Origin of the sequence: Actinoplanes sp. NPDC026670 (assembly GCF_040638175.1) — a bacterium.
GTDB lineage: Bacteria > Actinomycetota > Actinomycetes > Mycobacteriales > Micromonosporaceae > Actinoplanes.
Genome location: NZ_JBEZXU010000081.1, coordinates 1 through 24,603, shown reverse-complemented (window position 1 = coordinate 24,603; position 24,603 = coordinate 1). Strand labels below are relative to the sequence as shown.

General features: G+C 68.4%; 19 protein-coding genes. 10 read left to right on the top strand and 9 right to left on the bottom strand.

Annotated elements, in window-relative coordinates; translation table 11 throughout:
- Nucleotides 1–11: 11 nt before the first annotated feature.
- Together AB0E94_RS45655 and AB0E94_RS45650 are read left to right on the top strand one after the other, a co-directional pair.
- Nucleotides 12–1,331: an extracellular solute-binding protein gene (locus AB0E94_RS45655; protein WP_360340559.1), complete on the top strand. Its 1,320-nt coding sequence runs from the start codon at nucleotides 12–14 to the stop codon at nucleotides 1,329–1,331.
- Complete coding sequence (locus AB0E94_RS45650; RefSeq protein ID WP_360340556.1) at nucleotides 1,328–3,358, top strand: alpha-galactosidase; 2,031 nt, start codon at nucleotides 1,328–1,330, stop codon at nucleotides 3,356–3,358. Before AB0E94_RS45655 ends, AB0E94_RS45650 begins: the two co-directional genes overlap by 4 nt.
- Before the next feature lie 64 nt (nucleotides 3,359–3,422).
- On the opposite strand, the gene AB0E94_RS45645 is transcribed toward AB0E94_RS45650, so the two are convergent.
- From AB0E94_RS45645 to AB0E94_RS45635, 3 genes are read right to left on the bottom strand one after another with little or no spacing between them, the layout of a single operon-like run.
- Nucleotides 3,423–4,166, bottom strand: coding sequence for a ferredoxin reductase (locus AB0E94_RS45645; protein ID WP_360340553.1), 744 nt, complete (start codon nucleotides 4,164–4,166; stop codon nucleotides 3,423–3,425).
- A complete protein-coding gene (locus AB0E94_RS45640; protein ID WP_360340550.1) occupies nucleotides 4,136–4,735 on the bottom strand; it encodes a sulfite oxidase-like oxidoreductase in 600 nt (199 codons plus the stop codon). Before AB0E94_RS45640 ends, AB0E94_RS45645 begins: the two co-directional genes overlap by 31 nt.
- A 46-nt stretch (nucleotides 4,736–4,781) precedes the next feature.
- Nucleotides 4,782–6,533 (bottom strand): S8 family peptidase, encoded by a 1,752-nt coding sequence (locus AB0E94_RS45635; RefSeq protein WP_360340547.1) that lies wholly within the window; start codon nucleotides 6,531–6,533, stop codon nucleotides 4,782–4,784.
- Between the two features lie 124 nt (nucleotides 6,534–6,657).
- Here AB0E94_RS45635 and AB0E94_RS45630 point away from each other — a divergent pair, with 124 nt between their 5' ends.
- Nucleotides 6,658–7,092, top strand: coding sequence for a nitroreductase family deazaflavin-dependent oxidoreductase (locus AB0E94_RS45630; protein ID WP_360340544.1), 435 nt, complete (start codon nucleotides 6,658–6,660; stop codon nucleotides 7,090–7,092).
- A gap of 111 nt (nucleotides 7,093–7,203) precedes the next feature.
- A complete protein-coding gene (locus AB0E94_RS45625; protein WP_360340541.1) occupies nucleotides 7,204–8,652 on the top strand; it encodes an ATP-binding protein in 1,449 nt (482 codons plus the stop codon).
- Nucleotide 8,653: 1 nt separating this feature from the next.
- Here AB0E94_RS45625 and AB0E94_RS45620 read toward each other — a convergent pair whose 3' ends face one another.
- From AB0E94_RS45620 to AB0E94_RS45600, 5 genes are all read right to left on the bottom strand, one after another.
- Entirely contained in the window at nucleotides 8,654–9,847 is a 1,194-nt protein-coding gene (locus AB0E94_RS45620; protein WP_360340538.1) for an adenylosuccinate synthetase, read from the bottom strand.
- On the bottom strand, nucleotides 9,844–10,800 hold the full coding sequence (locus AB0E94_RS45615) for a hypothetical protein (protein ID WP_360340535.1): 957 nt from the start codon (nucleotides 10,798–10,800) through the stop codon (nucleotides 9,844–9,846). The genes AB0E94_RS45620 and AB0E94_RS45615 overlap by 4 nt, the downstream gene beginning before the upstream one ends.
- 10 nt (nucleotides 10,801–10,810) lie before the next feature.
- Nucleotides 10,811–11,713, bottom strand: coding sequence for a molecular chaperone DnaJ (locus AB0E94_RS45610; protein ID WP_360340532.1), 903 nt, complete (start codon nucleotides 11,711–11,713; stop codon nucleotides 10,811–10,813).
- Nucleotides 11,710–12,459 (bottom strand): NUDIX domain-containing protein, encoded by a 750-nt coding sequence (locus AB0E94_RS45605; RefSeq protein ID WP_360340529.1) that lies wholly within the window; start codon nucleotides 12,457–12,459, stop codon nucleotides 11,710–11,712. The genes AB0E94_RS45610 and AB0E94_RS45605 overlap by 4 nt, the downstream gene beginning before the upstream one ends.
- Before the next feature lie 158 nt (nucleotides 12,460–12,617).
- Nucleotides 12,618–12,908: a DUF1540 domain-containing protein gene (locus AB0E94_RS45600; protein WP_360340526.1), complete on the bottom strand. Its 291-nt coding sequence runs from the start codon at nucleotides 12,906–12,908 to the stop codon at nucleotides 12,618–12,620.
- A gap of 437 nt (nucleotides 12,909–13,345) precedes the next feature.
- Between AB0E94_RS45600 and AB0E94_RS45595 the strand changes: the two genes are divergently transcribed.
- Entirely contained in the window at nucleotides 13,346–15,625 is a 2,280-nt protein-coding gene (locus tag AB0E94_RS45595; RefSeq protein WP_360340523.1) for an IPT/TIG domain-containing protein, read from the top strand.
- A 62-nt stretch (nucleotides 15,626–15,687) separates the two neighbouring features.
- The gene (locus AB0E94_RS45590) at nucleotides 15,688–17,727 is read left to right on the top strand and encodes a hypothetical protein (RefSeq protein WP_360340520.1); all 2,040 of its coding nucleotides are present in this window, start codon (nucleotides 15,688–15,690) and stop codon (nucleotides 17,725–17,727) included.
- Between the two features lie 75 nt (nucleotides 17,728–17,802).
- Here the strand turns inward: AB0E94_RS45590 and AB0E94_RS45585 are convergent, their stop codons facing one another.
- The gene (locus AB0E94_RS45585) at nucleotides 17,803–18,519 is read right to left on the bottom strand and encodes a hypothetical protein (protein WP_360340517.1); all 717 of its coding nucleotides are present in this window, start codon (nucleotides 18,517–18,519) and stop codon (nucleotides 17,803–17,805) included.
- Between the two features lie 241 nt (nucleotides 18,520–18,760).
- Between AB0E94_RS45585 and AB0E94_RS45580 the strand changes: the two genes are divergently transcribed.
- The 4 genes from AB0E94_RS45580 to AB0E94_RS45565 all read left to right on the top strand — a co-directional run bounded on the left by AB0E94_RS45580 (nucleotide 18,761) and on the right by AB0E94_RS45565 (nucleotide 24,497).
- Complete coding sequence (locus AB0E94_RS45580) at nucleotides 18,761–19,267, top strand: DUF4142 domain-containing protein (RefSeq protein WP_360340514.1); 507 nt, start codon at nucleotides 18,761–18,763, stop codon at nucleotides 19,265–19,267.
- Between the two features lie 22 nt (nucleotides 19,268–19,289).
- Nucleotides 19,290–20,543 carry an IPT/TIG domain-containing protein gene (locus AB0E94_RS45575; protein WP_360340511.1) on the top strand — a complete coding sequence of 418 codons (1,254 nt, stop codon included), beginning with the start codon at nucleotides 19,290–19,292 and terminating at the stop codon, nucleotides 20,541–20,543.
- A 96-nt stretch (nucleotides 20,544–20,639) separates the two neighbouring features.
- Nucleotides 20,640–22,553 carry a S8 family peptidase gene (locus AB0E94_RS45570; RefSeq protein ID WP_360340508.1) on the top strand — a complete coding sequence of 638 codons (1,914 nt, stop codon included), beginning with the start codon at nucleotides 20,640–20,642 and terminating at the stop codon, nucleotides 22,551–22,553.
- A gap of 99 nt (nucleotides 22,554–22,652) precedes the next feature.
- Nucleotides 22,653–24,497 carry a S8 family peptidase gene (locus AB0E94_RS45565; protein ID WP_360340505.1) on the top strand — a complete coding sequence of 615 codons (1,845 nt, stop codon included), beginning with the start codon at nucleotides 22,653–22,655 and terminating at the stop codon, nucleotides 24,495–24,497.
- The last annotated feature ends 106 nt before the right edge of the window (nucleotides 24,498–24,603 follow it).

Sequence of the window (24,603 nt, the reverse complement as noted above, 5' to 3'; positions counted from 1 at the left end):
TGAGGAACACCATGCGTTTGCGGTCACTCAGCGTCGCGCTGGTCTCAGCGCTGGCACTCGGCGCCTGCTCGTCCGGCGAATCGTCCGAACCCGCCGCCGATGCCAAGGCCTGCGCCCCGTCGGAAGGCAACGTCACCCTGACCTACACCACCTGGATCCCCGGGATCGAGAACGTGGTGAAGCTCTGGAACGACAAGAACCCGAACATCCAGGTCAAGGTCCAGACCGGCCCGAACGGCAACGGCGGCACCTACGCCAACTTCTTCAACCAGCTCAAGGCCGGCAACGCCCCCGACCTGGGCCACATCGAGTACGACGCGCTGCCCAGCTTCCGGGTGCAGGACGGCCTGACCAACCTCGCCGACTGCACCGAGGTCACCGCGGCCAAGGACCAGTTCGTCGACTGGACCTGGAACCAGGTCTCCTTCGGCGAGCAGAACGCGGTCTACGGCATCCCGCAGGACACCGGCCCGATGGCGCTGTTCTACCGCAAGGACCTGTTCGAGAAGAACAACATCCCGGTGCCGACGACCTGGGAGGAGTACGCGGCGGCGGCCGAGAAGGTGAAGGCGGCCGGCGGCTACATCACCAACTTCTCGCAGAGCGACATCAGCCAGTTCGCGGGTCTGTCCTGGCAGGCGGGCGGCCGCTGGTTCGCCAACGACGGCACCAAGTGGACCGTGAACCTCCAGGACGAGAACACCACCAAGGTCGCCAACTACTGGCAGGACCTGATCACCAAGAAGCTCGTCTCGGCCGTCCCGCCGTGGACCACCGAGTGGGACAACGCCTACAACACCGGCCAGGCGTGGACCTGGGTCTCCGCGGTGTGGGGCGCCAACTCCATCAAGTCCGGCGCGCCGGACACGTCCGGCAAGTGGGCGGTCGCCCCGATGCCGCAGTGGACCGCCGGTGGCACCGTCGCCGGTAACTGGGGCGGCTCGTCGACCGCGGTCTTCAAGGGCTCGAAGCACCCGTACGAGGCCGCGAAGTTCGCCCTCTGGCTGAACACCTCGGAGGAGGCGCTGACCGCGCTCAACAAGGAGGCGCAGCTCTACCCGGCGACCAAGGCCGGCGCGAAGCTCCCGGCGCTGTCCGAGGGAGTCGAGTTCTACGGCGGCCAGAAGATCTACGATGTCTTCGCGACGGCCTCCACCCAGGTCTCGCCCGACTTCGTCTGGGGACCGACCATGACCAGCACCTACGCCACCGCCTCGGACGGCTTCAAGGGCGTCGTCTCCGGCACCGGCACGCTGCTCGACGCGCTCAAGACCACCCAGACCAAGACCATCGCGGACCTGAAGGCCCAGTCCATCCCGGTCGCCGAGTGACCGTGTTCCACCTGCGCGCCGCGGGTGTCAGCCTTGTGCTCGACACCCGCGGCACCGCCGCGTCGATCCTCCATTGGGGCCCTGACCTGGGAGAATTCGAACCCGCGGAGGGTGCCTTCGAGCCGGCGGTGCCACCGAGCTCGATCGACGTACCGCTGCGGCTGTCGATTTTGCCCTCCCTCGCAGAGGGATGGACCGGCCGTCCAGCGATCGAAAGCGGTCACGGTTTCCGGACCGCCGAGGCCCAACTTCAAGATCAAACCTTGGTTGTACGGTCGACGAGCCCCGATTCCACGCAAGAGGTCTCCACGGAGCTGGAGATGACCGGACAGGGTGTGCTGCGGATGCGGCACCGGCTGACGAACCGTGGCCACGACGAGCTCGTCCTGCCGAACCTGGACGTGCTGCTGCCCCTCCCGGCCGAGGCGTCCGAACTGCTCGACTTCACCGGCCTCTGGTCGCACGAGCGCAGCCCGCAGCGCGCCCCGCTCCGGCACGGGATCTGGAGCCGGGAGAGCCGGCACGGCCGCCCCGGCCACGACGACGCGTTCCTGATGGTCGCCGGTGAGCCCGGTTTCAATTTCCGCAACGGCCGGGTGTGGGCCGTCCACCTGGCCTGGAGCGGCGACAAGCGGATCTGGGCCGAACGCTCCGCCCTCGGCTACCACGTCCTCGGCGCCGGTGAGCTGCTCGCCCCCGGCGAGATCCGCCTCGCGCCGGGTGGGTCGTACGAGACGCCGTGGCTGGTCGCGGTCTTCTCGGACACCGGTCTCGACGGTCTCTCCGACCGCCTGCACCCGTGGATCCGCTCGACGTCCACGCTGCGCAAGCCGCGCCCGGTGGTGCTCAACACCTGGGAAGCCGTCTACTTCGACCACGACCTGGCCGTCCTCAGCGAGCTGGCCGACGCGGCCGCCGAGGTGGGCGTCGAACGGTTCGTCCTCGACGACGGCTGGTTCACCGGCCGCCGCGACGACAGGCGGGCCCTCGGCGACTGGTTCGTCGACGACAGGGTGTGGCCGGACGGCCTGCACCCGCTGATCTCCCGGGTCCACGAGCGCGGCATGGAGTTCGGCCTGTGGGTCGAACCGGAGATGATCAGCCCCGACTCCCGCCTTGCCCGCGAACACCCCGACTGGATTCTCGACAGCGGCCCCACCTGGCGCTGGCAGCGTGCCCTCGACCTCACCAAGGCCTACGACCACCTGCTGGAACGCCTGACCGCCCTGCTCACCGAGTACCCGATCGCGTTCCTCAAGTGGGACCACAACCGGGACCTGCTCACCCCCGGCGTGTCCCATCGGCAGACCCGGGCGCTCTACCGGCTGCTGGCCGCGCTCAAGGAGGCGTTCCCGCACGTCGAGATCGAGAGCTGCGCCTCCGGCGGGGCCCGCATCGACCTGGGCATCCTGCCGCTCGTCGACAGGTTCTGGACGTCCGACACCAACGATCCGCTCGACCGGCAGTCGATCCAGCGCTGGACCGGAGTCCTGATCCCGCCGGAGTATCTCGGCGGCCACCTCGGTGACGGGGTCGCCCACGTCACCGGCCGCACCTCGGCCCTGGGGTTCCGCCTGGCCACCGCCCTGTTCGGCAGCGCGGGCATCGAATGGAACCTGACCCGGGCGTCGGCCGCCGAGAAGGCCGACATCGCCGCATGGATTGCCGAGCACAAGCGCCTGCGCCCGCTCCTGCACTCCGGCCGGGTGGTCCGCGCGGACTCGCCCGACCCGGCGCACCTGCTGCACGGGGTGGTCGCTCAGGACCGCAGCCACGCGGTCTACGCCCTGGTCAGCCTGGGCAGCCCGGCCGCCGCCCTGCCGCCGCCGATCCGTTTCCCAGGCCTGGACCCGGACCGCTCATACACGGTCCGCCCGATAGGTGTCCCGCCCCGCACGGTGCAGGACGCCCCACCCCCGTGGCTGGCCGCCGGCGCAATCACGCTCCCCGGCCGGGTGCTGACCGAGCTGGGCCTACCAGCCCCACTGTTGACCCCGGAACAGGCCCTCCTGCTGGAGCTCTCCTGACACCCGGCTGGCTCTCACCGCTGTCTCAGCGGGCGCGAGACGTCGGTGAGAGCCAGCTTGGGGGTTACGCGCCGCCGAAGCGTTCGGTGCGGATTCGTTTCGGGTCGTGGCCCAGGGCCACCAGGATGTCGGCGGCCACCTCGACGAACGAGGTCGGGCCGCAGACGAAACAGTCCGGCTCGAAGTCGGGTGGCCAGCCGTGGGTGTTCAGAGTCGCCACCGAGATCCGCGCCGGGGGAGTGGGCCATCCGTCCGGCGCCTCACGCGTGTAGACGAACTGCACGTCGAGGCCCTGGTCGGACCGGGCACGACGGCGTAGTTCGTCCGCGTAGAGAACGTCGGCCGGAGTCCGTACCGAATAGATCAACCGGAACGGCTGACGGCCCGCCGCCAGACCGCGGGCCCGGACCATCGCCATCAGCGGCACTATCCCGGACCCGCCCGCCACGAGCGTCACCGGAGCCGTCGACTCGGAACGCCACACGAACCAGCCGCCGATCGGACCGCGGAGCTCGATCTGGTCGCCGGCCTCGACGACGTCGGTGAGGTACGGCGAAACCTCACCGTCCTCGAGGCGCTGCACGCTGATCTCGACCGCCCCGGGACCGGCCGACGCGATGGAGTAGCTGCGCTGGGCCTGATAGCCGTCCTCGGCGGTCAGGCGGATGTCGATGTGCTGACCCGGCAGGTGACCCGGCCAGTCCGGAATGTCGAGCTCCAGGGTGCGGGCCGAACCCGTCTCCCACCGCGCCGACCGGACCGTGGCCACCCGCCAGGTCAGTCGCCGTGATACCGCTGCTCGCGCCACGGGTCACCGTACATGTGGTAGCCGGCGTCCTCCCAGAACCCCGGTTCGTCCTCGTGCATCATCCGGAGCCCGTCCACCCACTTCGCCGACTTCCAGAAGTACAGGTGGGGGATGAGCAGCCGGGCCGGTCCGCCGTGCTCGGGATGCAGGGGCTCGCCGTCGTACTCGTAGGCGATCCAGGCCTTGCCGTCGAGCAGGTCCTCCAGCGGAACGTTCGTGGTGTAGCCGCCGTAGCTGTGCGCCATCACGAAGTCGCCGGCGGTCTCCACGTCCTCGAAGAGGGTGTCCAGGGAGACACCCTTCCAGGAGGTGCCGAGTTTCGACCATTTGGTGACGCAATGGATGTCGACCGTGATCTCCTCGGCCGGCAGGGCGGTGAACTCCGCCCAGTCCCACGTGTGCTTCTCACCGATCTCGGTGACGATCGTGAACTTCCAGCGCTCCTGCGGGATCCGCGGTGTGGGGCCGGCGGACAGGACCGGGAAGTCGTGCGCGAGGTACTGACCGGGCGGCAGAGCGGGCGACGGCTCTCGCCGCCGCCCGCCGAAACCCCGGGAGATGATGCTCATGAGGTACGAGTAAACCCCACCCGGATGACCGCCGGGTATCGGAAGGTCAGAGCTTGACCGTGCCGCTGGTCACGCCCTGGACCGCCTTGGTGCCGGCCACCACGACCCGGTAGCTGCCACTGGCCAGGCCGGAGATCTTGGTGCTGGCCTTGACCGGGTAGCTCTTGACGTTCTTCCACGAGCCGCCGGCCTTGCGCTGGAGGGCCATCTTCTGCCCGGAGGCGCCGGCCGCCTTCACGGTCAGCGTGCCCTTGCCCGACTTCTTCGCCGAGACGGTGGCCCGGACCTGGTACTCGACGATCTCCGACACCGACGCGACGGTGTCGGTCTCGACGACCGTCACCCGGACCTTGAAGGCGCCCGTCGCGGTGTGCTCGACGAAGTAGACGCCCTCCTCGTCGGACTCGATGGTGTCGCACTCCCAGCGGCCGCCGGCGACCGACACGCAGGTCTCCGCCTCCAGGCCGGCCAGCGCCTCGCCGTCGGCGCTCACCTGGAACGTGGTCTCGGTGTCGGCGCCGTACGAGACCAGCCCGCCCTCGTCGGCCGACAGCTCGGGCGTGACCAGCTCGTCGTCGCCGCCACCGCCGTCGCCACCGCCGGCGGCTGCCTCCAGCGCGGCCGCCGCGTCGATCCGGCCGTGCCCGAAGTCCTCGTCGAAGCCGTCCTCGCCGAGGTCGACGGCCGACTGCTCGAGCGCGTTCTGGACGTCGTCCGGGGTGAGGTCCGGGTTGACCGCCTTGAGCAGCGCGGCCACCGCGGCCACGTGCGGCGACGCCATCGAGGTGCCGCTCAGCTCGGCGTATCCGCTGCCGTCGTCGGAGAGGTCGCTCGGGTAGGTGCTGATGATGCCGCTGCCGGGCGCGGCCACGTCCACGTAGTCGCCGCGGTTGGAGTACTCGGCGATCTCGTCGTCGGCGTCGGTCGCGGCGACCGCGATGACCCCGTCGTAGGCGGCCGGGTAGCTGGTCGGGCTGCCCTCTTCGCGCTCGTTGCCGGCCGCCGCGACGACCGTGACGCCCTTCTCGAGGGCGTAGGCGACCGCGGCCTCCTCGGCGTCGGTCGAGGAGTCCGAGCCGAGCGACAGGTTGATCACCTGCGCGCCGTTGTCGGCGGCCCAGACGATGCCCTCGGCGGTGTCCGAGGTGTAGCCGCTGCCGTCCGCGTCGAGCACCTTGATCGGCAGGATCTTGGCGTCCGGGGCGACGCCGGCGATGCCCTCGCCGTTGCCGGCGACCGCGGCGACGGTGCCCGCCACGTGGGTGCCGTGACCGTTGCCGTCGGTGTCGCCGCCCTCGGTGTCGTCGATCGCGTCGTATCCGGCCAGGACGTTGCCGGCCAGGTCGGGGTGCGCACCGTCCACGCCGGTGTCGATCACCGCGACGACCACTTCGGAGCCGGTGCTCTCCTCCCAGGCGGACGGGACGCTGATCTTGTCGAGGTCCCACTGGTCGCCGCGGTACTCGTCGTTGTCGTCCGGGATGTCGAGGGCGTGCACCCGGCGGTCGATCTCGACGCTGACCGTGCCGGCGGTCTTGCGGGCGGACGAGATGATCCGCTCGGCGGTCACCCGGTCGGAGGCCTCGTGAACGGTGAAGACCGGGCGTCCGGTGGCGTCCCGCGAGGTCGTCAGGATCCGGACCGGCTCGGCCGCGGAGACGGTCGCCGGGAGGGTGACTCCGTAGGTGACCGGGCTGAACGCCTGGCTCCCGGCGGGCAGCGCGAACGCGCCCAGTGCTGCGGCGGTGACCGCCGCGATTCCACCAGTAAGAACGTTACGCCGCGCCGTCTTCCGCATCTGGTAAGCACCCTTCGGTCGGTGGGCCTACCCATCCGTGGCTGGCCCTGGCGATAAAGGTGCGGGTGGTGAAGTGCGTTTCAGGGCCCGGTGGGGTGCCGTTCGGGTGCGTAGGATCGGAATCATGCCCTTGACTGGTGAATACGCCCCCAGCACTTCGGACTGGGCGCGCAATCAGGCCGAGAAGTACGAGGCCAGCGGCGGTGCCGATGCCAACGACATCATGGGGAAACCGATCATCGTGCTGACCTCGGTCGGCGCGAAGAGCGGCCTCCTGCGCAAGACCGCATTGATGCGGGTCGAACACGACGGGGAGTATGCGGTCGTCGGCTCGCTCGGCGGGGCGCCGAAGAACCCGGTGTGGGTCTACAACCTGCGCAAGAACCCGCTCGTCGAGCTCCAGGACGGTGAGGTCAAGCAGGACTACACCGCCCGGGAGCTGTCCGGCGAGGAACGGGAGGTGTGGTGGGAGCGGGCCGCGGCCGCCTTCCCGCAGTACATCGAGTACACCAAGAAGACCGACCGGCTCATCCCGGTCTTTGTGCTGACCCGGACCTGAGTCAGGTCCGATCAGCGCCCCGGCGTCAGGGTGCGATCGATGATCGCCCCTGGCAGCCGGGTCTTGGTAGATTGCTCCGAAGTAAGATTGAATCTAGCTTCGGGGGCTCGGATGTTCGTTGGGCGGCGTGCCGAGCTCGACGTGCTCACCAAAGACCTTGACCGCATACGGCGTACGGGCGGAGGCCGTTCCGTTGCCATCCGGGGACGGCGACAGGTCGGGAAGTCACGACTGGTTCAGGAACTGTGCGACCGGGCGGGTCTGCCATATTGCTTCTACACCGCAGTCAAAGGCGCGTCGAGTACCGAAGCGGTCGGCCAATTCCTCGGTGCCTTGCGCGACTCGTCGCTGCTCACTCCATCCGGTCGGGACCTTCTCCCTTCTCAGCCGCCATCGGGTGGTTGGGGAGACATGCTGCGAGTCCTCGCCGGTGTGCTGCCTGATGCACCGAGCATCGTGGTGCTCGACGAACTACCGTGGCTCTCCGAGCAGGACCCGACCTTCGATGGGCATCTGCAGGTCGCCTGGGATCGGCTCATCTCGAGCAAACCCGTTCTGTTGCTGCTGCTCGGCAGCGACCTGCACATGATGCAGCGGTTCACCGAGTACGACCGGCCGTTCTACGGCAGGGCCGCCAACATGGTCCTGGGCCCGTTCAACCTTGCCGAAACTGCTGCGGTGACCGAGTTGAGCGGTGCTGACGCCATCGACGCCTACCTGATCACCGGTGGGTTGCCCGGCATCTGTTTGGAATGGTCGCCGGGGTCTCTCCCCGCCGACTTCCTGAGTGTGGAGATCACCAGCAAGACCTCGGCGTTGTTCACCGTTCCCGAGCAGTCACTGGCGTCGGAGTTTCCTGCTCCGGATACGGCTCGACGCGTTCTCGAAGCAGTTGGCGGGCTCGGCAGCCGGACCTTCAGCAACATCGCCGCAGCCGCCGGCGACCGCGGCGGGCCGGTCAGTTCCGGCACGTTGTCCCCGCTGCTGCACCGGCTCGTCGACGAGAAGAAGATCCTCGCCGTCGACAAGCCGCTGTCCACCAGACCCAGCAAATTGGCCCAGTACCGGATCGCCGACAGCAACCTGCGCCTGTACCTGGCCATCCTTCGGGACGTGCACCAACTGGTCCTTCGCGACCGGATCGCAGCCGCCCGAGCCGTGCTCGAAGCACGCTGGTCCACGTGGCGTGGTAACGCCGTCGAACCGATCATCCGTGACGCGCTCGCCATCGCCGCCGGCGCCGGGGAACTGACGTGGACCGACACATGGGAAGTCGGCGGCTGGTGGAACCGGCAAGCCAACCCTGAGATCGACCTGGTCGGGGCCGACCGTGCCCCGGTCGCTTCCCGCATTGCGTTTGCGGGCTCCATCAAGTGGCAGGATGGCCCGTTCGACCGGCACCATCTCGACGACTTGCGCCGTAACGCTCCGATGATTCCAGGATTCGAGCCCGGCACCAGCGGCCTGGTCGTCGTCAGCCGCTCGGGAACCGATCTGCCCGTGGGGGCCGTGGACCTGATCTGGGGACCCGACGACATCGTCCGAGCCTGGTCTGCCTGAGTCAGTTGCGGAGCTTCTTGTCCGAGGAGAGCGGTCCGTAGGACTCCAGTAGCACCGGGGCACCCAGGCGGGACGAGATCGCGGCGCACCAATCGTCCGGCCGAGTCGTGCGATCGGGACGGGTCGCGGTCAGGCGGGCGCCGAGCGTCTCCTGATATTCCAGATCGCGGGGCGGGCCCGGTACGATCCGGTCCCAGACCTCGTCGCCGGTCCGGTACGAGTCGACGATCCGCAGATCGGGGCAGCGCTCCGGGACGTCCAGGTGGGTGACCGCCAGGGCGTCGACACCGCCGGCCACCTCCACGGCGTATCTGTGTGCGACCGCGTCGAAGTGGCCGGTCCGGAAGGCGCCCTGCCACGGGTCCCGCCCGTTGTGCCGCTCCGGCAGATACAGCGACGGGTCCTCGGTGACGAACGGGCCGGCCCCGTGCCTGGTGGTGTAGGTGCGGACCACGCCGAGCCGGGTGAAATCGGCACAGAGTGCGGAGACGTTGCCGAACGTCGTCGTCGACCACGTGGTGTGCGGGTGCCAGCCCCGCCACTCGTCCAGCAGCACACCCTGGGCGCCCTCGAACACGCACGGCCCCGAGGCGAGCAACTCCTCGGTGTACGACGGGCCGACGATCCGGACCGACTCGCCGAACAGCGTGAACGCCTCCACCACGTCGTCGATCGGGATGCCGCAGTCACCCAGGGATGCTCGCACCGCCGCCAGCCGTTGCCGCAGCCGCGGCGGTGAGAGCACGTCACCTACCCGGGGAGCATCGGGATGCTGCTCGGCGTACGCCATCGTCTCGCCCACGCCCATGCCACACGAACCGTGCCGTTCCGCACCCCGCCGGGCCTCCCGCCGCCGGTTCGCGGCGCGATGCCACGGAGTGGCGAGCAGAGCGTTCCCATCCACCGTGAGCAGGTGGAACGGATTGCCGAGCACGGCCGCCTCGCCGGCCAGGGCCAGCGGGTCGACCACCATGAACCGGGTCAGGTGGGTCGGCACGTCCCGCAGCGTGCCCGACCCGAACTGGGAGAACGTGTGGTGCCGTCCGGTCTCGGTGGTCACGTTGTGCGCGGCCTGCGCGCCCCCGTTGAACCGCAGCACCGCCTTCTTCGGTGACGCAGCACAGAGGTAGTCGACCACCGTGCCCTTGCCGGCGTCGCCGTAACCGAGGTCGACGACCGCCACGTGCCCGTTCACAACCGCTGGTTTCCGCCCGGGCCCCCGGCGATCTCGAACGTCGAACGCACCACCGTGGTCCGCTGGAGCGGCGCCAGCGCCCGGCCCACCGAACCGCCGGCCCGCGAACCCACGTCGGTCAGGTCGGCGATGCCCTCGTCCAGGTCGATCGCGTCCTCGCCAAGACCGACGGTCAGCGCGATCGTCTCGCACACCGCGTCCAGGTCGTCCAGCTCCAGGACGTTCTGGCCGAGCAGCTTGCGCCAGCGGGACAGTACCTCCTTGTCACCGCTGTGGTGGGCCGCCGTCGGCAGGATGTAGTAGACCTCGTACTTGCGCTTGAGCTCGGTCAGGATGTCCTCGGTCGAGATCGGCTCCGGCAGGTCGTCACCGATGACCGCCTTCACCTCACGCGGCTTCACCCGCGGGTAGGGCATCTCGTCGCCGATGATGAACAGGTAGCCCTTCCGCCCCCGGTTCACCATCGAGTCGAGGATCGTGTGCCGGGCCATGAAGTAGAGGGCCAGCTCGTACGACTCGTGCTTCTGGCCTCCGCCGCCGCCCTCCAGGACGAACCGCGCCAGGTCCTCGTCCATCCGGTTGTCCGACTCGAACTGCCCGATCTGCAGCGGTGCCCGGTCACAGGTGGCGTCGCCGATCGCCCCGAACATGATCTGCGGGTCGACCGCGTAGTTCTTCCTGGTCAGCAGGCCCAGCAGCTGCGGCAGTTTGGTCTGGAGCACCCGCGGCACGGTGCCCATCGAGCCGGTCACGTCGAACAGCACCGCGATCGGCGTGCTGAACGGGTGCTCCTCGCTGTCCCGGCTCTCCCGCATGAACACGCCGTCCGGGTCCAGGTCGGGGTGCACGGTCCGGGCGCCCGAGTCGCTGTAGTCGAACGCGCTCTTGCCGGACGCGGCCCGGTAGCCGGCGGCCGCCGTGTAGACATCGGTGGACCAGTGTCCGCTTCCCATGATCTGCTCCTCAGTTCCGGTACTGCGGGGGGATGATGTCGTCTAGTTCGCCCAACAGGGCCCAGGCGTCCTGCGGCCGCATCCGCGGCGCGTCATAGGTGCAGCCGGCGGCGAATCGCCGCAGCTGGACGGGCATCCGCGACCCCATCAGCCGCGTCATCAGCACCGTCGCCATGTAGATGTCGGTGGCGGGTCCAGCGGTCCGGTCGTGGCGCACCTCCGGCGGGTAGTGGTCCTCCCTCGCCTTCACTATCGCCGCTGGTCGATGTCCCGCATAGCACCAGTCGACCAGAACCAGCCCGCGCCTTCCCGGATGGATCAGCACGTGCTCGGGGAGAACCGCCCCGTGGATCACGCCGGCGCGGTGCGCCCAGCCGAGCGCGGTCAGCAGCCGGCGCCAGATCCAGGCCGCTTCCCGTACCCCCAGATCGCCTTTGATCTCGGCCAGGCTGCCCATGCCGCGTTGCCGTTCGAGCACGTTCACGAACCGGCGTCGCCGCTGGTCGTCCTCGTGGACGAAGGTCTCGATCAGGCGCGGCGCGTAGGGCCGGAACTTCGGGTCGCCGTCGGCCCACAACCTGCGTAGCGCGGCCGCCTCGGTCTCCATCAGATCGTTGTCTGCGGGGGAGCGCGGGATCTTGATCAGACGGCCGCCGTCGGCGAACAGGTCGGCGACGTCGCCGCTGCCCCACGGCTCGGTTTTCCAGTCGTCTTTCTGCTTGTAGAGAGCCGAGAGCTTCGCGAAGGCGTCCGTCGCGGTTGCGCGCCGTTGCGCGCTCACCGTGTCCGGGTGGATCAATTTCGCCCATCTGCGGTACGCCTTCCCGGCGCCGTTTTCGGTGTCGGTCAGTTCGTGGAAGCTCCGGGCGGTGCTGATCCGTGCCACCGCGTCCTCGAACGTCATCGTCGTCATCGCACCCGGTCCTCCCTGGTCGGGCGGAGCAGCGCCGGGTGCAGCAGCCGGGCGTCTCCGGCCCGGTACAGCTTCGCCTTCGGCCCGCCCCGCTCGCCGCCCTTGGTCGTGGTCTCCCCGGTGCTCTCCACGAACCCGGGAACCGACAGCACCTTCCGGTGGAAGTTGCCGGCGTGCAGCTCCTCGCCCCACACCGCCGCATACACCTGCCGCAGCTCGCCGATGGTGAACTCGGGCTCGGTGAACGCGGTCGCCAGCGGCGTGTACTCCAGCTTCGACCGGGCCCGCTCCAGCCCGTCGGCCAGCACCTCGTCATGATCGAAGGCCAGGTCGGTGGCCTCCTCGACGGGCACCCAGTAGGCGCGGGCGGCGTCACTGCCGGCGGTCGGCTCGGGCAGGCTCGGCGCGAACGCCAGGTAGGCCACCGAGACGACCCGCATCCGGGGGTCACGGCCCGGGTTGCCATACGTCTTCAGCTGCTCCAGGTGGACCCGGTCGAGGTCACCCTCGCCAGGGGTCAGCCCGGTCTCCTCGGCCAGTTCCCGGACGGCTGCCGCGTCGAGCGTCTCCTCCCGGGTGAACCCGCCGGGCAGCGCCCGCCGCCCCGCGAAGGGCTGCGCGGCACGCTCGACGAGCAGCACACAGAGCCGCCCGTCCCGGATGGTCAGCGCCACCACGTCGACGGTCACCGCGACCGCCGGGTAGTCCCGCGGGTCGTACCCCGCCAGGAAGCTCGCCTCATCCATCGTCCGCGCCGTCCTTCTCGCTGTGAGTATTTCTCAAGTTGAGTCTTACTCGATCTGAGAGCAACTTAGCTCGCGGTCTGGCCGGTGTCAAGCGCGCGAAGGCCCGCATCCCGGTGCGGGATGCGGGCCTTCGGCTCGTCTCTGTTTGTCGAATACGGTCAGGCGTGCTGGTAGGTGAGGCAGTCCGCCTTGTCGGCCGAGGCGCCCACGGTAATGGCCGGAGCCTGACACTCCAGATCTTTGTTGTACGTACAGTCGGCCCGCTTGCAGGCGCCCACCTGTGCGGTGGCGATACCCATGCCACCGGAGAGCCCCGCCCCCGCGAACGTGTCGCAGGCGGAGTTCATCTCACTGATAGTGATCGCGAACGCCGTGCATCCGTCGTGGTTGTACCCACAGTCGGTGACGGTGCAGGTCTGCACCCGAGGCATGTTCATCATCTGAGTCACGACAGATCTCCTTCGGCCAGGTTGCAGATATCCCCGCCGAACATAACCATTATTTCGAGCCCATACACCATTTCCGCGCGAATTTCTCAGAAAACAGGAATGTTTAGGCAAGGCTTACTTCCTTCAATTTAGGCAAGCCAAACCTGATGCAATTCCTATTTCGCCACTCGGTGTTGCGCGGCCGGTTCTTGATCTTGTGGAGTGGTGCGAGACGGGGGCGTGCCGCAACTCCACAAGATCGCCGATGCGGGGCTGGCGAGGGGTAGAGCCTAGTTGCTGGAGCTGCTGAAGTCTGACATATGAGTATGTTTCTGACTCTACCCTGCCGAACCGTCCCGAATAGTTACGCTTCCCGCGAGATGGCCCGTGAAGCTGACCGGGTATCCGGGCCCACTACTTAGTGAGCGGTTCCACTGGGGACCGTAGGAGGACCTCGCATGCGCAAGTTCAAGTCCCGAAGTCGAGCCCGGCTGCTATGCGCCGGCCTCACGACCAGTGCGGTCGGTGCTTCCGTCTTCCTCGGAGCGCCTGCGGCCTTTGCCGCCGTCCCGGACGCGTTCGGGCCGGTCGCCGGCCCGACGGGCACAGTTGTCAAGATCGACGTGACCTCGGCTACCGCCTTCGACACCGGTACCCCTTCGGCGCTCTTCTTCACCGACTTCGCCTCCGGTGTCACTGCCTGCCCGACCTATACGACGTCGGTTACCGGACAGACCGTGGTGGCAGCCAGCGGCACCAAGATCGACGGTGATGAGGCCCAGTTCACAGTGCCCGCCGGAGTGACGCTGAACGCAGGTGCACCGCGGACCTGGAAGGTGTGTGTCTACAACAGCACCGCCGCCGCCACCGCTGCGCTGCACGACTCGACACCGCCGACCTTCACCGCCGTTCCGACGGCGACGCTCTCCGCCTCCAGCGGACCGAGCGGTGGCGGCAACACGATCAACTTCACGGCTCCGACCGCGAGTCCGTTCTTCGGCAACGCGGTGGGCCTCGTGTTCGCCGAATCCACCACCGGATGTCCAGCCACCTATGGCACGCCGGGCAATCTGGCCTCGGCTCTCACTCGCCCCACAACCACCACGGCGAGCGCCAACGTTCCGGCGGGGGTGGTCGGTACCGGTCCTAGCACGACCTATGTCGCCTGCTTCTACTCTCACACGGGAGGGACCAGCGCCACGCTGGTCGGTGCAGGAGCCGCGACCTATGGTGTGACTCTGCCGCAGGTGACGCTGAGCAGTACGGTCGGACCTTGGGGCGGCGGCAACGGCATCTCGATGGACTCGAACACGAACTTCCTGCTCGGTGTCGGAACGCCGAGCGTTACGTTCAACTCGTCCGAGCGGTGCCCGCGTACGCTCACGGCCTCGAACAACTACACGATCAATCACCCGCTCGCCGGCAAGACCCGTAAGGCTGCCGACAACCGGCTCGCCGTCACCGTACCTGCGCTAGCCTCGGGGGCGCCGGCCGTGCCGACGCCGTTCCAGATGTGCGTCTACAACGGTACGACCGCGGGCCAAAGCCTGATGATCGCCTCAGCGCCCTATACGTCGTCGGTCGTGCACACGCTGACCTCGGTCGCGCCGTCGGCAGGATCTGCTCTCGGCGGCTCGATGATCACGGTCAGTGGCACAGGGTTCCCGACCTCGCCGGGTTCCCTCACGGCCACGCTGGGTGGCCTGCCGCTTACGGACATCACACCGGTGAACGACACCACCTTCACCGCCCGCACACCGATGCACGGCGTCGAGCGCAACGTCTCGCTCGTCGTGGCCGGGCCGGCTGGCGTAAAGTCGCTGTCGAACGCCTACTCGTTCCTCAACAGCATTGCGGTCGCCCCGAACATGGCTTCCACGGACATGAAGAGCGTGACGGTCGCCGTCAAGGGCATCGGTTTCCTCTCTACCACCTTCAACGCCACAACAGGTGACGCTCACATCTACCTCGTCAAGGGCACCTACAACCCGAATTCCGACGGGGTGAACAAGATCAACGGTCCGGTGTCGGAGTGCACCGATGTTCTGCCGCTCAGCGACAACGAGCTGATCTGTACCCTGCGTCTCGACCAGCGGCTGAACGCAGCTGGCGACGTCGCGCCGCAGATCGCCGTCGGCCGGCTGTCCGTCCCGACCATCACCACGGTTCAGGGCAGCAGGCTAATCACGGCTTCGGGCAACTTCTTCACCGCCGACGACATCGGTAAGCCGATCACGCAGACCCCGGCCACCGGCACGGACGGCCAGATTCCCAGTGGCTCGGTAATCGTCGATGTCATTTCCCAGACCCAGGCGATCATCTCGGTGCAGGCGGCACAGGCTGACACCGACGCCACCGTGACCGTCGGGCAGACAGCGTCGAGGACCATCTCGAGTGCGGTCGACACCACAAACGGTTCTGCGACCATCACCGCAACCGGTGGCGCCACCTTCACCAGCGCTGACATCGGGCGTGTCGTCGACGCGACCGCGGGTATCCCGGCTGGGCGTACGATCGTGGCGGTTCCCACCAGCACGACTGCCACCCTGTCGTCGGGTACAGGTGTGACCGTTCAAACAGGAACCACCGTGAAGCTCTACGAGCCGGTCGGTGTGCCGGCCGGGGCGTACACGCTCACGTTCGTCACCAACGGCACGACGGGTGTTGACACAACCCTGCCGACATACAGCCAGAGCACCGTGTCGGCGAACTCCTCGTTCACCGTCGCAGCTTCCTAGTGCGAGTCTTCTGAATGATAGTGCGGGCGGTTCGGGGCGACAGCCTCGAACCGCCCACCTTTATGTCTTGGACTGACTTTCCGGGAACAGTTCTTGCTGGTCAGGGGCTTGTAGAAGCAACTTCGCCATTCCGACAATTCCTCGTTTTTAGCGCGTTACGCTTCCGGTTGAGACGGCCCGCCGTCTGCAGTGCGCGCGGGCCCACCCAATCCAGAGAATGCGGTTGTAAGACCGTAGGAGGACCTCGCATGCGCAAGTCCCAAGCTCGATCCCGCATCCGGCCCTTCGCGGCCGGAGCGACCGCGGCGGTGGCCACCGCCGCGGCACTGGCCGCCTCCGGCCTTCCGGCCGCGGCCGCTGCCAACCTGGTGCTCAACACGAGCCAGGTCGCCGCCGCTGGCGGTACTGTCCTCTATGTCTCCGGCTGGAGTGGCACCGCCGACGGCTACGGCGTTCGCTTCGTCACCAGCACCGGGACCTGCCCGACCGACTACGACGACTCGGGTACCGGCGTCGTTGAGGTGGCCGGAGCACTCGAGGACCTCTCGGCCTCGGTGTCCTGGATCCTCACCCCGGCACTGACTGCCGGCACCACCTACAAGCCATGCTTCTACCAGGGCACGGGTGCCAACGCCGCGGCCGCGACCGACACGCTCGCCAGTTCCGGCACGACGACGGTGACTGCGGTGAACTTCGGTGTGCCGAGCGCGACGACCGGCCAGGCCGCCGAAAAGGTCACCCTGACCTCGCCGTCCGCCGCGTGGAGCGCCTCGACCTACGCGTCCCAGTTCGTCTCGGGTGTGACTGCCTGCCCGAACACCTACACCGCGGCCAGTAGCTCGGTGCTTGTTGCCGCCACGGTGAAGACGTCGACCTCGGTCCTCACCATCACAGTGCCGACCGTGGTGGTTGGAACGTCCTACCTCATCTGTACCTACGCCGGAACGACGGCCGGGACGAGCGCTCTGAACGGCCGAGGGACGACCTCGTTTACCGCCTTCGACAAGACGCTGCCCGCGGTGACGGTGAAGCCGAACGCCGGCAGTTCGAGTCAGGAGAACACCGTCACGGTGTCCGCCCCGACCGGTAGCACCGCCTTCACTGGCACGCCGGACGCGATCGTCAGTCGGAACAGCTGCCCGAACACCCGTCCGCTGGCCGCGAACCTGGGTAACACCACGTTCCTCGAGCCGTACGAGGCCGTTCTGACGAAGATCTCGAACGCGAAGGTTGCCGTCACCATCCCGGCCGACGTCGTGCTCGTCAACGGCGGCGACGTCGCCACCCCGTGGAACATCTGCATCTACGCCAGCAGCACGGCGGCCTCGGCCCTAGTCTCGGCGCCGGGCATCTACAACGTGGCTGCCAACCTTGAGGTCAGCGGCGCGCAGTTCGCAGTCGGTTCCGGCGCCGCGGGCAACACCGCGGCTGGCCCGGCGCAAGGTGGCTCTGCCATCACCGTCTCTGGCCTGGAGGGTATCCCGACCGCCACCGGTGCGCTGATCACGGCCTCGCTCGGTGGCAGCGCGATCGAGAACATTGTGGTGAAGAGCACCTCGACCTTCACCGGTACCACCACTTCGCATGCTGCGGGCGCGGTGGACCTGAAGGTGACCACGGCGGCCGGTTCCGACTCGACCGCCAACCAGCCGTACACCTACAACTACGGCATCACCGTCACGCCCAACACGGCGGCCAACACCGCGAACCCGGTCCTGGACATCACCGGTGCCGGCTTCGACGCACTGTCCTTCGAGAACGTGGCCGCCAGCGCAGTGCCCACCGCCGGCAAGTCCCTGGTGCTGCTCACCGACAACACCTGGAACGCACAGTCCTTCACCAACCTCACGGCCTACGCGGTGAAGCCGATCAGCTACTGCAACACCGTGCTGCCGATCAGCGACACCGAAATCATCTGCACGCTCTCGCTGACCGCGAGTGTTGCCTCGACCAGCGGTACCCAGCTGACGCTGGGTGGCGGCGCGGTCCCGGCCGGTACCTACACGATCACGATTGCGAACGACGCGGACGGCCTGGACTCGGCCAACTACGAGCTCTCGGTCGTGTCGAGCGGCTCGACCTTCACGGTCGCCTCGTTCTGATCCGAACCTTCAACTGAACAGCTGAAACAGCGGCCCGGAGTTCACACTCCGGGCCGCTGTGCCGTGGCCGATCGGTCACATGTCGCGCCACTTCTTCTCGAGCGCGTCCAGTGCCTTCTCGCGGGAGGGGTGACCCTTCGGGTCGACCACCATCGCGACCACGCTCTTGTCGTCGCTGGTCCGCCAGCACATCAGCAAGTTGTCCCGCTTGGCCGGACTCGGGTTCGTGCTGAACTGGAACGTCTGCGAGCACGACGCCTTGCGGTACTTGAAGATGCCGCCGGCCACATAGGCGAGTTCGCGCTGTCCGGTGAGGTCGCTGCGGGAGGACATGATGCGTACGATGCCGCCCTCCTTGAGCGTTCCCTTGTCGGAGATGTCGACGTCGGCGGTGGCCTGGGCGACCTTCGGTTTGACCGGAGGCTTGACCGGCACACCTTCCGCGGCCATCTTTCGGCGTGCTTCCTTGATCTCCTCGACGACCTCGGACGGCACCGGCGTGGGTGACGCTGTCGGTGAGGCGGAGGTGCCGGTGGCCGACTCGGAGGCCTGTGGCGCACTGGAGGCGGACGGTGTCGCAGACCCGGTTCCGGCCGGGCCGATCCGCCGGATCTCTTGCGCAACCTGGGTCTGTTCGTCATCGGCGACGATCTGGCCGGTGATGACGTAGGCACCGACGCCGAGGAGTGCGGCTAGCCCGGCAGTCCCGGCGGCGATACGACCGCGGCCCCATCGGGACCGGCTCAGTGGTCGTTGCACTTGTTCCGGCTGGTGGTTGACCTCTTCACTCATCGAAGTCCCTTAGTTTCGGCTGGCTGTCCGCCGAAGTCGGGTCGGCGGACCTCGAAACCCAATAGTCCCAACAGTCCGGATAACCCGGGGCAAAACCAGCCAGAATCACCTGAGAGTTTCATGAGTGATCACTGAGAATCGTGGGTGAAACGACGGGGTCGAGGTCGGCGGAATTGCGATCCGCATTAGGGAGCGCGGCTTTTTCGGTAGGCTCGGTCTGACTTGAAAAGGAGAGATTGTTGTGAACATTCGCCGTATCGGTTTGGTTATCGGACTGGCCCTCCCGATGATGTTGGTCGGTATTCCCGCGCAGGCGGCCGAGCCTTCCGCTCACGACATCGCCTTCATGAAGCAGGCGCATCAGGTGAATCTCGCAGAGATAGCCGCAGGTCAGGTTGCATGGAAGAAGACGACCGACCCGGTGGTCAAAAATGTGGCGGCGACCCTCATGCGTAACCACATCCACATGGATGCCGCGCTCTCGCAGGCGGCCCGCACGCTCCATATCGACCTCCCGCTCGAACCCAACTCCGAGCAGCAGGAACTGACCGCCCGCTACGAGGCGACCGCGGCCGGGGCATTCGATGCGTACTTCATTTCGACCCAGGTGACCGCTCACCAGGAGACTCAGAAGTTGTTTTCCGGGCAGGTCGCCAAAGGCAGCGATCCGGCGGTGAGCGAGTTGGCCGAGAAGGCCACACCCATCATCGCCGATCAATTGGAGATGTTGCGGGAAGCCGCGGAGTGACCTGATCGCGAAGGGCTGGATGATGTCCGAATTCGTCGGCCGGGCCGTTCTCGCCGCCGTTGCCGCAACCGTCATCACCGCGGCCGGCACGAGTGCCCCGGCTGCGGCGGCCGAGCCGGTTCTGACGTTGAGCAGCGCCACCGGCCCGAGCGGCGGCGGCGTCATGATCACGGGCACCACGGCAGCGGACGGGCCGTTTCCGGCGGGCACCGTTCCGGTGGTTCAGTTCCAGTTCGTGGGGGCGGGCTCCACCTCGTGCCGCGCCACCGCGCAGGAGGTCGCTCAGATCACCGCGTCCGGGACGGCCACCACCGCGGGGGTGCTGATCGTCCGGCCGGACACGGTGAAGCGGCTCACCGCCGGCAAGATCGCCTTCGAGGTGCCCGCTGGCGCCTATCCGGAACTGGACGGGAACGGCGACCCGAGCACGGTCAACCCGGACGGACTGGTGCTCCTGGACGGGCAGGACTCCTCGCGGTGGAACGTCTGCGTCTACGACACCGACTCGACCACGGACAGCACGCTGCTTGCCACGGCCGTCTACACGGTGGCGCCCCGCCCGGTGATCACGTCGATCATCCCGGCCGGCAGCCCGGCCGGCGGCGGTCAGTCGATCACCGTGAACGGCTCCGGTTTCAGCACCGTCGTCACCGGGCTCAGCGCCTCGATCGGCGGAGCGGACCTCACCGGGATCAAGGTCGCGGCGAACGGGAACAGTTTCACCGCGACGACCGGGCCGCGAGCCGCGGACACCGGTCTGGCGCTGGTCGTCACCGCGCCGGGCGGCTCGGTGAGCAGCCTCGATCCGGACGACAACGGCCTGGCCCAGGACGGTGACGACAGCACACCCGACGCGCCGATCCCGTTCAGCTACAGCAACAGCATCACCATCACGCCCAACACCGGGCCGGTCGGCGGCAGCGTGGACATCGACGTCCTAGGCGCCGGCTTCGAAGCGCTCGACTTCACCTCCGGATCACCGGCCGACGGTCACGCCCATGTCTTCCTGGTGAAGGACGCCTACGACGCGGCGGCCAACCGTGGCGTGGCGGAATGCTCGGTGGTGGTCGTGATCAGCGACAACGAGCTGATCTGCACGCTGGACCTGGCGGCCGCCCGGCTGAGCGCGGTCGACAGTTCGGTACTGCCGGACACGACGATCGCTGAGGGCGCCTACATCCTGACCGTGGTGGCCAGCGGCGATCCCACGGCCGGGCCGGCCGCGGACCCGACGATCATCAGCAGCGGCGCCACCTTCACCGTCGGGCCGTACTGACGGATCGCTACTACCCGACTGCAACTGACAAAAGAATGAGCGCCCGCAACGGGCCGCCGATGCTCCTTCCCGACCGCAACGGGAGGGGCTTCGAAGATGAAGGTTCAGCTGCTCAAGTACGCCGCCGGGGCGGTGACGGCGGGCGCGCTCGCCGCCGTCGGCGTCTATGCGCTGCCCACCGGGAGCTCGGACTGGGCGCCGGTCACCTACGGGCTGACGCAGAGCGCCGAGGAGATCCTGCCGGCCACGGTCAGCAAGGCGCAGCCGGCCCGGGTGGTCAGTACCACGATCGACGAGGACGGGCGGCCGGTCGTCACCGTCAAGGAGGCCACCGACAAGGCGTCGGCGAAGAAGCTGGTCGAGGCGGCGCAGCAGGCGGACGGCGCGGTCAGCGTCGAGATGGATGCTCCTGTGCACGCGCTCGGCGTACCGTCGGGATCTGATCCTTATCGGTCTCAGCAGTGGGATTTTTCGAAGATCCGGGTGGCTGACGCCTGGCAGAAGTCGACAGGCAGCGGGGTCGTCGTCGCGGTGATCGACACCGGGGTCGACTCCGCGCATCCGGACCTCAAGGGCAACGTCCTCCAGGGGTACGACGCGATCGCGAACCGGGTCGCGGCCGGCTCTGACGGCAACGGGCACGGCACCCATGTGGCGGGCACGATCGCTGCGGTGACCGGCAACGGCGTCGGGGTGTCGGGTGTCGCCCCGGATGTGAAGATCCTGCCGGTCAAGGTGCTCAGCGACAGTGGCAGCGGCACCATGTCGGACACCGCCGAGGGCATCGTCTGGGCCGCCGACAACGGCGCCCAGGTGATCAACATGTCGCTCGGCTCGACGAGCAAGGTCGCGGCGGTGAGCAACGCCATCGCGTACGCCCGGAGCAAGGGTGTGACCGTGGTGGCGGCGGCGGGCAACGAGCGTGCGTCCGGAAGCCCGACCTCGTACCCGGGCGCCGACGCCGGGGTGATCGCGGTCGCCGCGACCGACTCGGCCGACCGGGTCGCCTCCTACTCGAACGCCGGCAGCTACGTCGACGTGGCCGCGCCCGGCAGCGGCATCATCAGCACCTACAAGGGCTCGTACGCCTCCCTGAACGGCACCTCGATGGCGTCCCCGCACGTCGCGGCGGTCGCCGCGCTGCTCAAGGGCTACAAGAGCTCGCTGACCCCGGACCAGATCGAGGCCGCCCTGGAGAAGTCGGCCGTCGACCTGGGCGGCAGTGGCTTCGACAACGACTTCGGCAACGGCCGCATCGACGCCGTGGCCGCCCTCGCCACGGTCGCACCCCCGACGACCGCGCCGACCACCCCGCCCACGACCGCCCCGACGACCGCTCCCACCACTGCCCCGACCACTCCGCCGACGACCGCCCCGACCACCGCCCCCACGACCCCGCCGACCAGCGCGCCGACGGTGAGCCCGACCACGACCCCGACGGCCAGCCCGACCACCACCGCCCCGCCCAAGCCGAAGCTCAACCCCCTGATCACCTCGAACGTCGCCACCCGTGAGGTGGCCTACGGCGCCGCCACCGCCACCACGTTCACCGTCCGCGTGTCGGGCAGCCCGTGGGCGAACAAGCCGGCGTCGGTCTGCATCGCCGAGGCGGGCGCTGGCTTCTCCTGCACCGACACCAAGACCAGCATCAGCGGAACCGTAGTGGTGTCCCGCGCCGCCACGGCCGGCTTCCAGGTGTTCGTGAAGACGGCCGAGACCGAGACGACCACGGCTGCTACGTCACCGGTCACGACGTACACGGTCCGGGCCAAGGTGGCGGCGAGCCTGTCCGGCCGGGGAATGATGACGGTGACCATCACCGGGGTGGCCGGCCAGCGCGCGCAGATCCAGATCTACAACACGGTCGCGCGGGACTGGATCACCGTCGCCAGCTACGACGCGGTCGCCCGGGTCTCGGTGACCGGCCTGGTCAGCGGCCAGCGATACCGGGTTCTGGTGCCGGACACCGCAGCCGTCCTCGGCGCGACGAGCGGGACGGTGCTGGCCTGAGACGCTGCTCCCGACCGGCAACGGGCCGGCACCGGCGGTGACAACTCTTCCCCTCGAATCTGATGTCAGTCCAGTTGTTCGAGGGGAAGAGGAACCGTTTTGAAGAACGTCCAGATCCGTAAGTTCGCCTTCGGTGCCGTCGCTGCTGGTGCGCTCGCCGCGGTCGGTGCCCTCGCCCTTCCGGGCGGGTCGGCGGACTGGGCCCCGGTCAGCTACGGGCTGACCGCGGCACCGGAGCGGATTGTTCCGGCGACGGTCACCGAGGCCCAGCCGGCCCGGATCGTGTCGACGACGATCGACGAGGACGGCCGCCCGGTCGTCACGGTCAAGGAGGCGACCGACAAGGCCTCCGCGATCAAGCTGGTCGAGGCGGCGCAGAACGCGGACGGCGCGGTCGGTGTGGAGATGGACGCCAAGGTGTACGCCCTGGGCGCCCCGTCCGGCACGGACACCTACCGTGCCAAGCAGTGGGACATCCCGAAGATCCACACGACTGAGGCGTGGCAGAAGTCGACTGGCGCCGGCGTGGTCGTCGCCGTGATCGACAGCGGTGTCGACGGCACCCACCCGGACCTGGCCGCCAACATGGTCAGCGGCTTCGACGCCACCACCGACCAGGCTGGCGCCACCACCGACCGGCACGGGCACGGCACCCACGTGGCGGGCACCATCGCCGCCGTCACCGGTAACGCCACGGGTGTCTCCGGCGTCGCCCCGGACGTCAAGATCATGCCGGTGAAGGTGCTCGGCGACGACGGCAGCGGCAACATGTCGGACACCGCCGAGGGCATCACGTGGGCGGTCGACCACGGCGCCCAGGTGATCAACATGTCGCTGGGTGGCACCCAGCAGGTCGCTGCGGTGAGCAACGCGATCAAGTACGCCCGCAGCAAGGGCGTCACCGTCGTGGCCGCCGTCGGCAACAGCCGTGAGCAGGGCAGCCCCACGTCGTACCCGGCCGCTGACGCCGGTGTCATCGGTGTGGCCGCGACCGACTCGAACGACCGGGTCGGCGTCTACTCGAACGCCGGCAACTACGTCGACGTCGCCGCGCCCGGCACCGACATCCTCAGCCTCGCCCCGAACGGCCAGTACAAGACCATGAGCGGCACCTCGATGGCGTCGCCGCACGTCGCTGCCCTCGCCGCGCTGCTGAAGAGCTACCAGAGCTCGCTCACCCCGGACCAGATCGAGGCCACCCTGGAGAAGTCGGCCGTGGACCTCGGCCCGGCCGGGTTCGACAACGACTTCGGCAACGGCCGCGTCGACGCGCTCGCCGCCCTGAACCTGCTGACCCCGGCGACCAAGGCCCCGACCACGCCGCCGGCCACCAAGGCGCCGACCACCCCGCCGGCCACCAAGGCCCCGACCACGCCGCCTACCAAGGCGCCGACCACCCCGCCGGTCACCACCGCCCCGGTCAAGGGCGCGCCGGTGATCACCGCGGACACCACCGGTGGGAACGTCATCTACGGCACCACGACCGTCACCACCTTCACCGTCAAGTCCGGCGAGCAGGCGTGGTCCCGCAAGGCCGTGTCGGTCTGCGTGACCGAGACCGGCGCCGCGCGGCAGTGCACCGAGACCAGCACCGACGACCTCGGCCAGGTCCGGGTCGACCGTTCCGCCAAGGCGTCCTACCAGGTCGTCGTCAAGGCTGACACGGTCACCTCGGCGCCGGTCGGCTACCAGGTCCGGGCCGCGGTCACCGTGGCCAAGGCCGGCTTCGGGCAGGTCCAGGTGACCCTGACCGGCGCGATCGGCCGCCCGGCCGAGATCCAGCAGAAGATCAACGGCGCCTGGCGTGCCGTCGGCGCCTACACCGCGCCGAACTCGCCCGCCAAGGCGATGATCACCCGCCTGATGCCCGGCCAGACCTACCGCGTCGTGGTCGCCGACAGCGCCGCGATCCTGGGCGCCACCAGCAGCGAGTTCGTCGCCTGACCGATCCGCTCCACGTCGAGGGTGGCCGCGGCGACCGGCTGGCTGCTGACCGTACGACGGTCGGTATGCCGGACCGACATCTGCTCGAACTGGCGCAACGCCTGCG

Coding starts and splice junctions, on each gene's coding strand:
- AB0E94_RS45655 (WP_360340559.1), top strand. CDS start 12: ATGCGTTTGCGGTCACTCAGCGTCGCGCTGGTCTCAGCGCTGGCACTC.
- AB0E94_RS45640 (WP_360340550.1), bottom strand. CDS start 4,735: ATGAGCATCATCTCCCGGGGTTTCGGCGGGCGGCGGCGAGAGCCGTCG.
- AB0E94_RS45635 (WP_360340547.1), bottom strand. CDS start 6,533: ATGCGGAAGACGGCGCGGCGTAACGTTCTTACTGGTGGAATCGCGGCG.
- AB0E94_RS45630 (WP_360340544.1), top strand. CDS start 6,658: ATGCCCTTGACTGGTGAATACGCCCCCAGCACTTCGGACTGGGCGCGC.
- AB0E94_RS45625 (WP_360340541.1), top strand. CDS start 7,204: ATGTTCGTTGGGCGGCGTGCCGAGCTCGACGTGCTCACCAAAGACCTT.
- AB0E94_RS45615 (WP_360340535.1), bottom strand. CDS start 10,800: ATGGGAAGCGGACACTGGTCCACCGATGTCTACACGGCGGCCGCCGGC.
- AB0E94_RS45610 (WP_360340532.1), bottom strand. CDS start 11,713: ATGACGACGATGACGTTCGAGGACGCGGTGGCACGGATCAGCACCGCC.
- AB0E94_RS45605 (WP_360340529.1), bottom strand. CDS start 12,459: ATGGATGAGGCGAGCTTCCTGGCGGGGTACGACCCGCGGGACTACCCG.
- AB0E94_RS45595 (WP_360340523.1), top strand. CDS start 13,346: ATGCGCAAGTTCAAGTCCCGAAGTCGAGCCCGGCTGCTATGCGCCGGC.
- AB0E94_RS45590 (WP_360340520.1), top strand. CDS start 15,688: ATGTCTTGGACTGACTTTCCGGGAACAGTTCTTGCTGGTCAGGGGCTT.
- AB0E94_RS45585 (WP_360340517.1), bottom strand. CDS start 18,519: ATGAGTGAAGAGGTCAACCACCAGCCGGAACAAGTGCAACGACCACTG.
- AB0E94_RS45575 (WP_360340511.1), top strand. CDS start 19,290: ATGTCCGAATTCGTCGGCCGGGCCGTTCTCGCCGCCGTTGCCGCAACC.
- AB0E94_RS45570 (WP_360340508.1), top strand. CDS start 20,640: ATGAAGGTTCAGCTGCTCAAGTACGCCGCCGGGGCGGTGACGGCGGGC.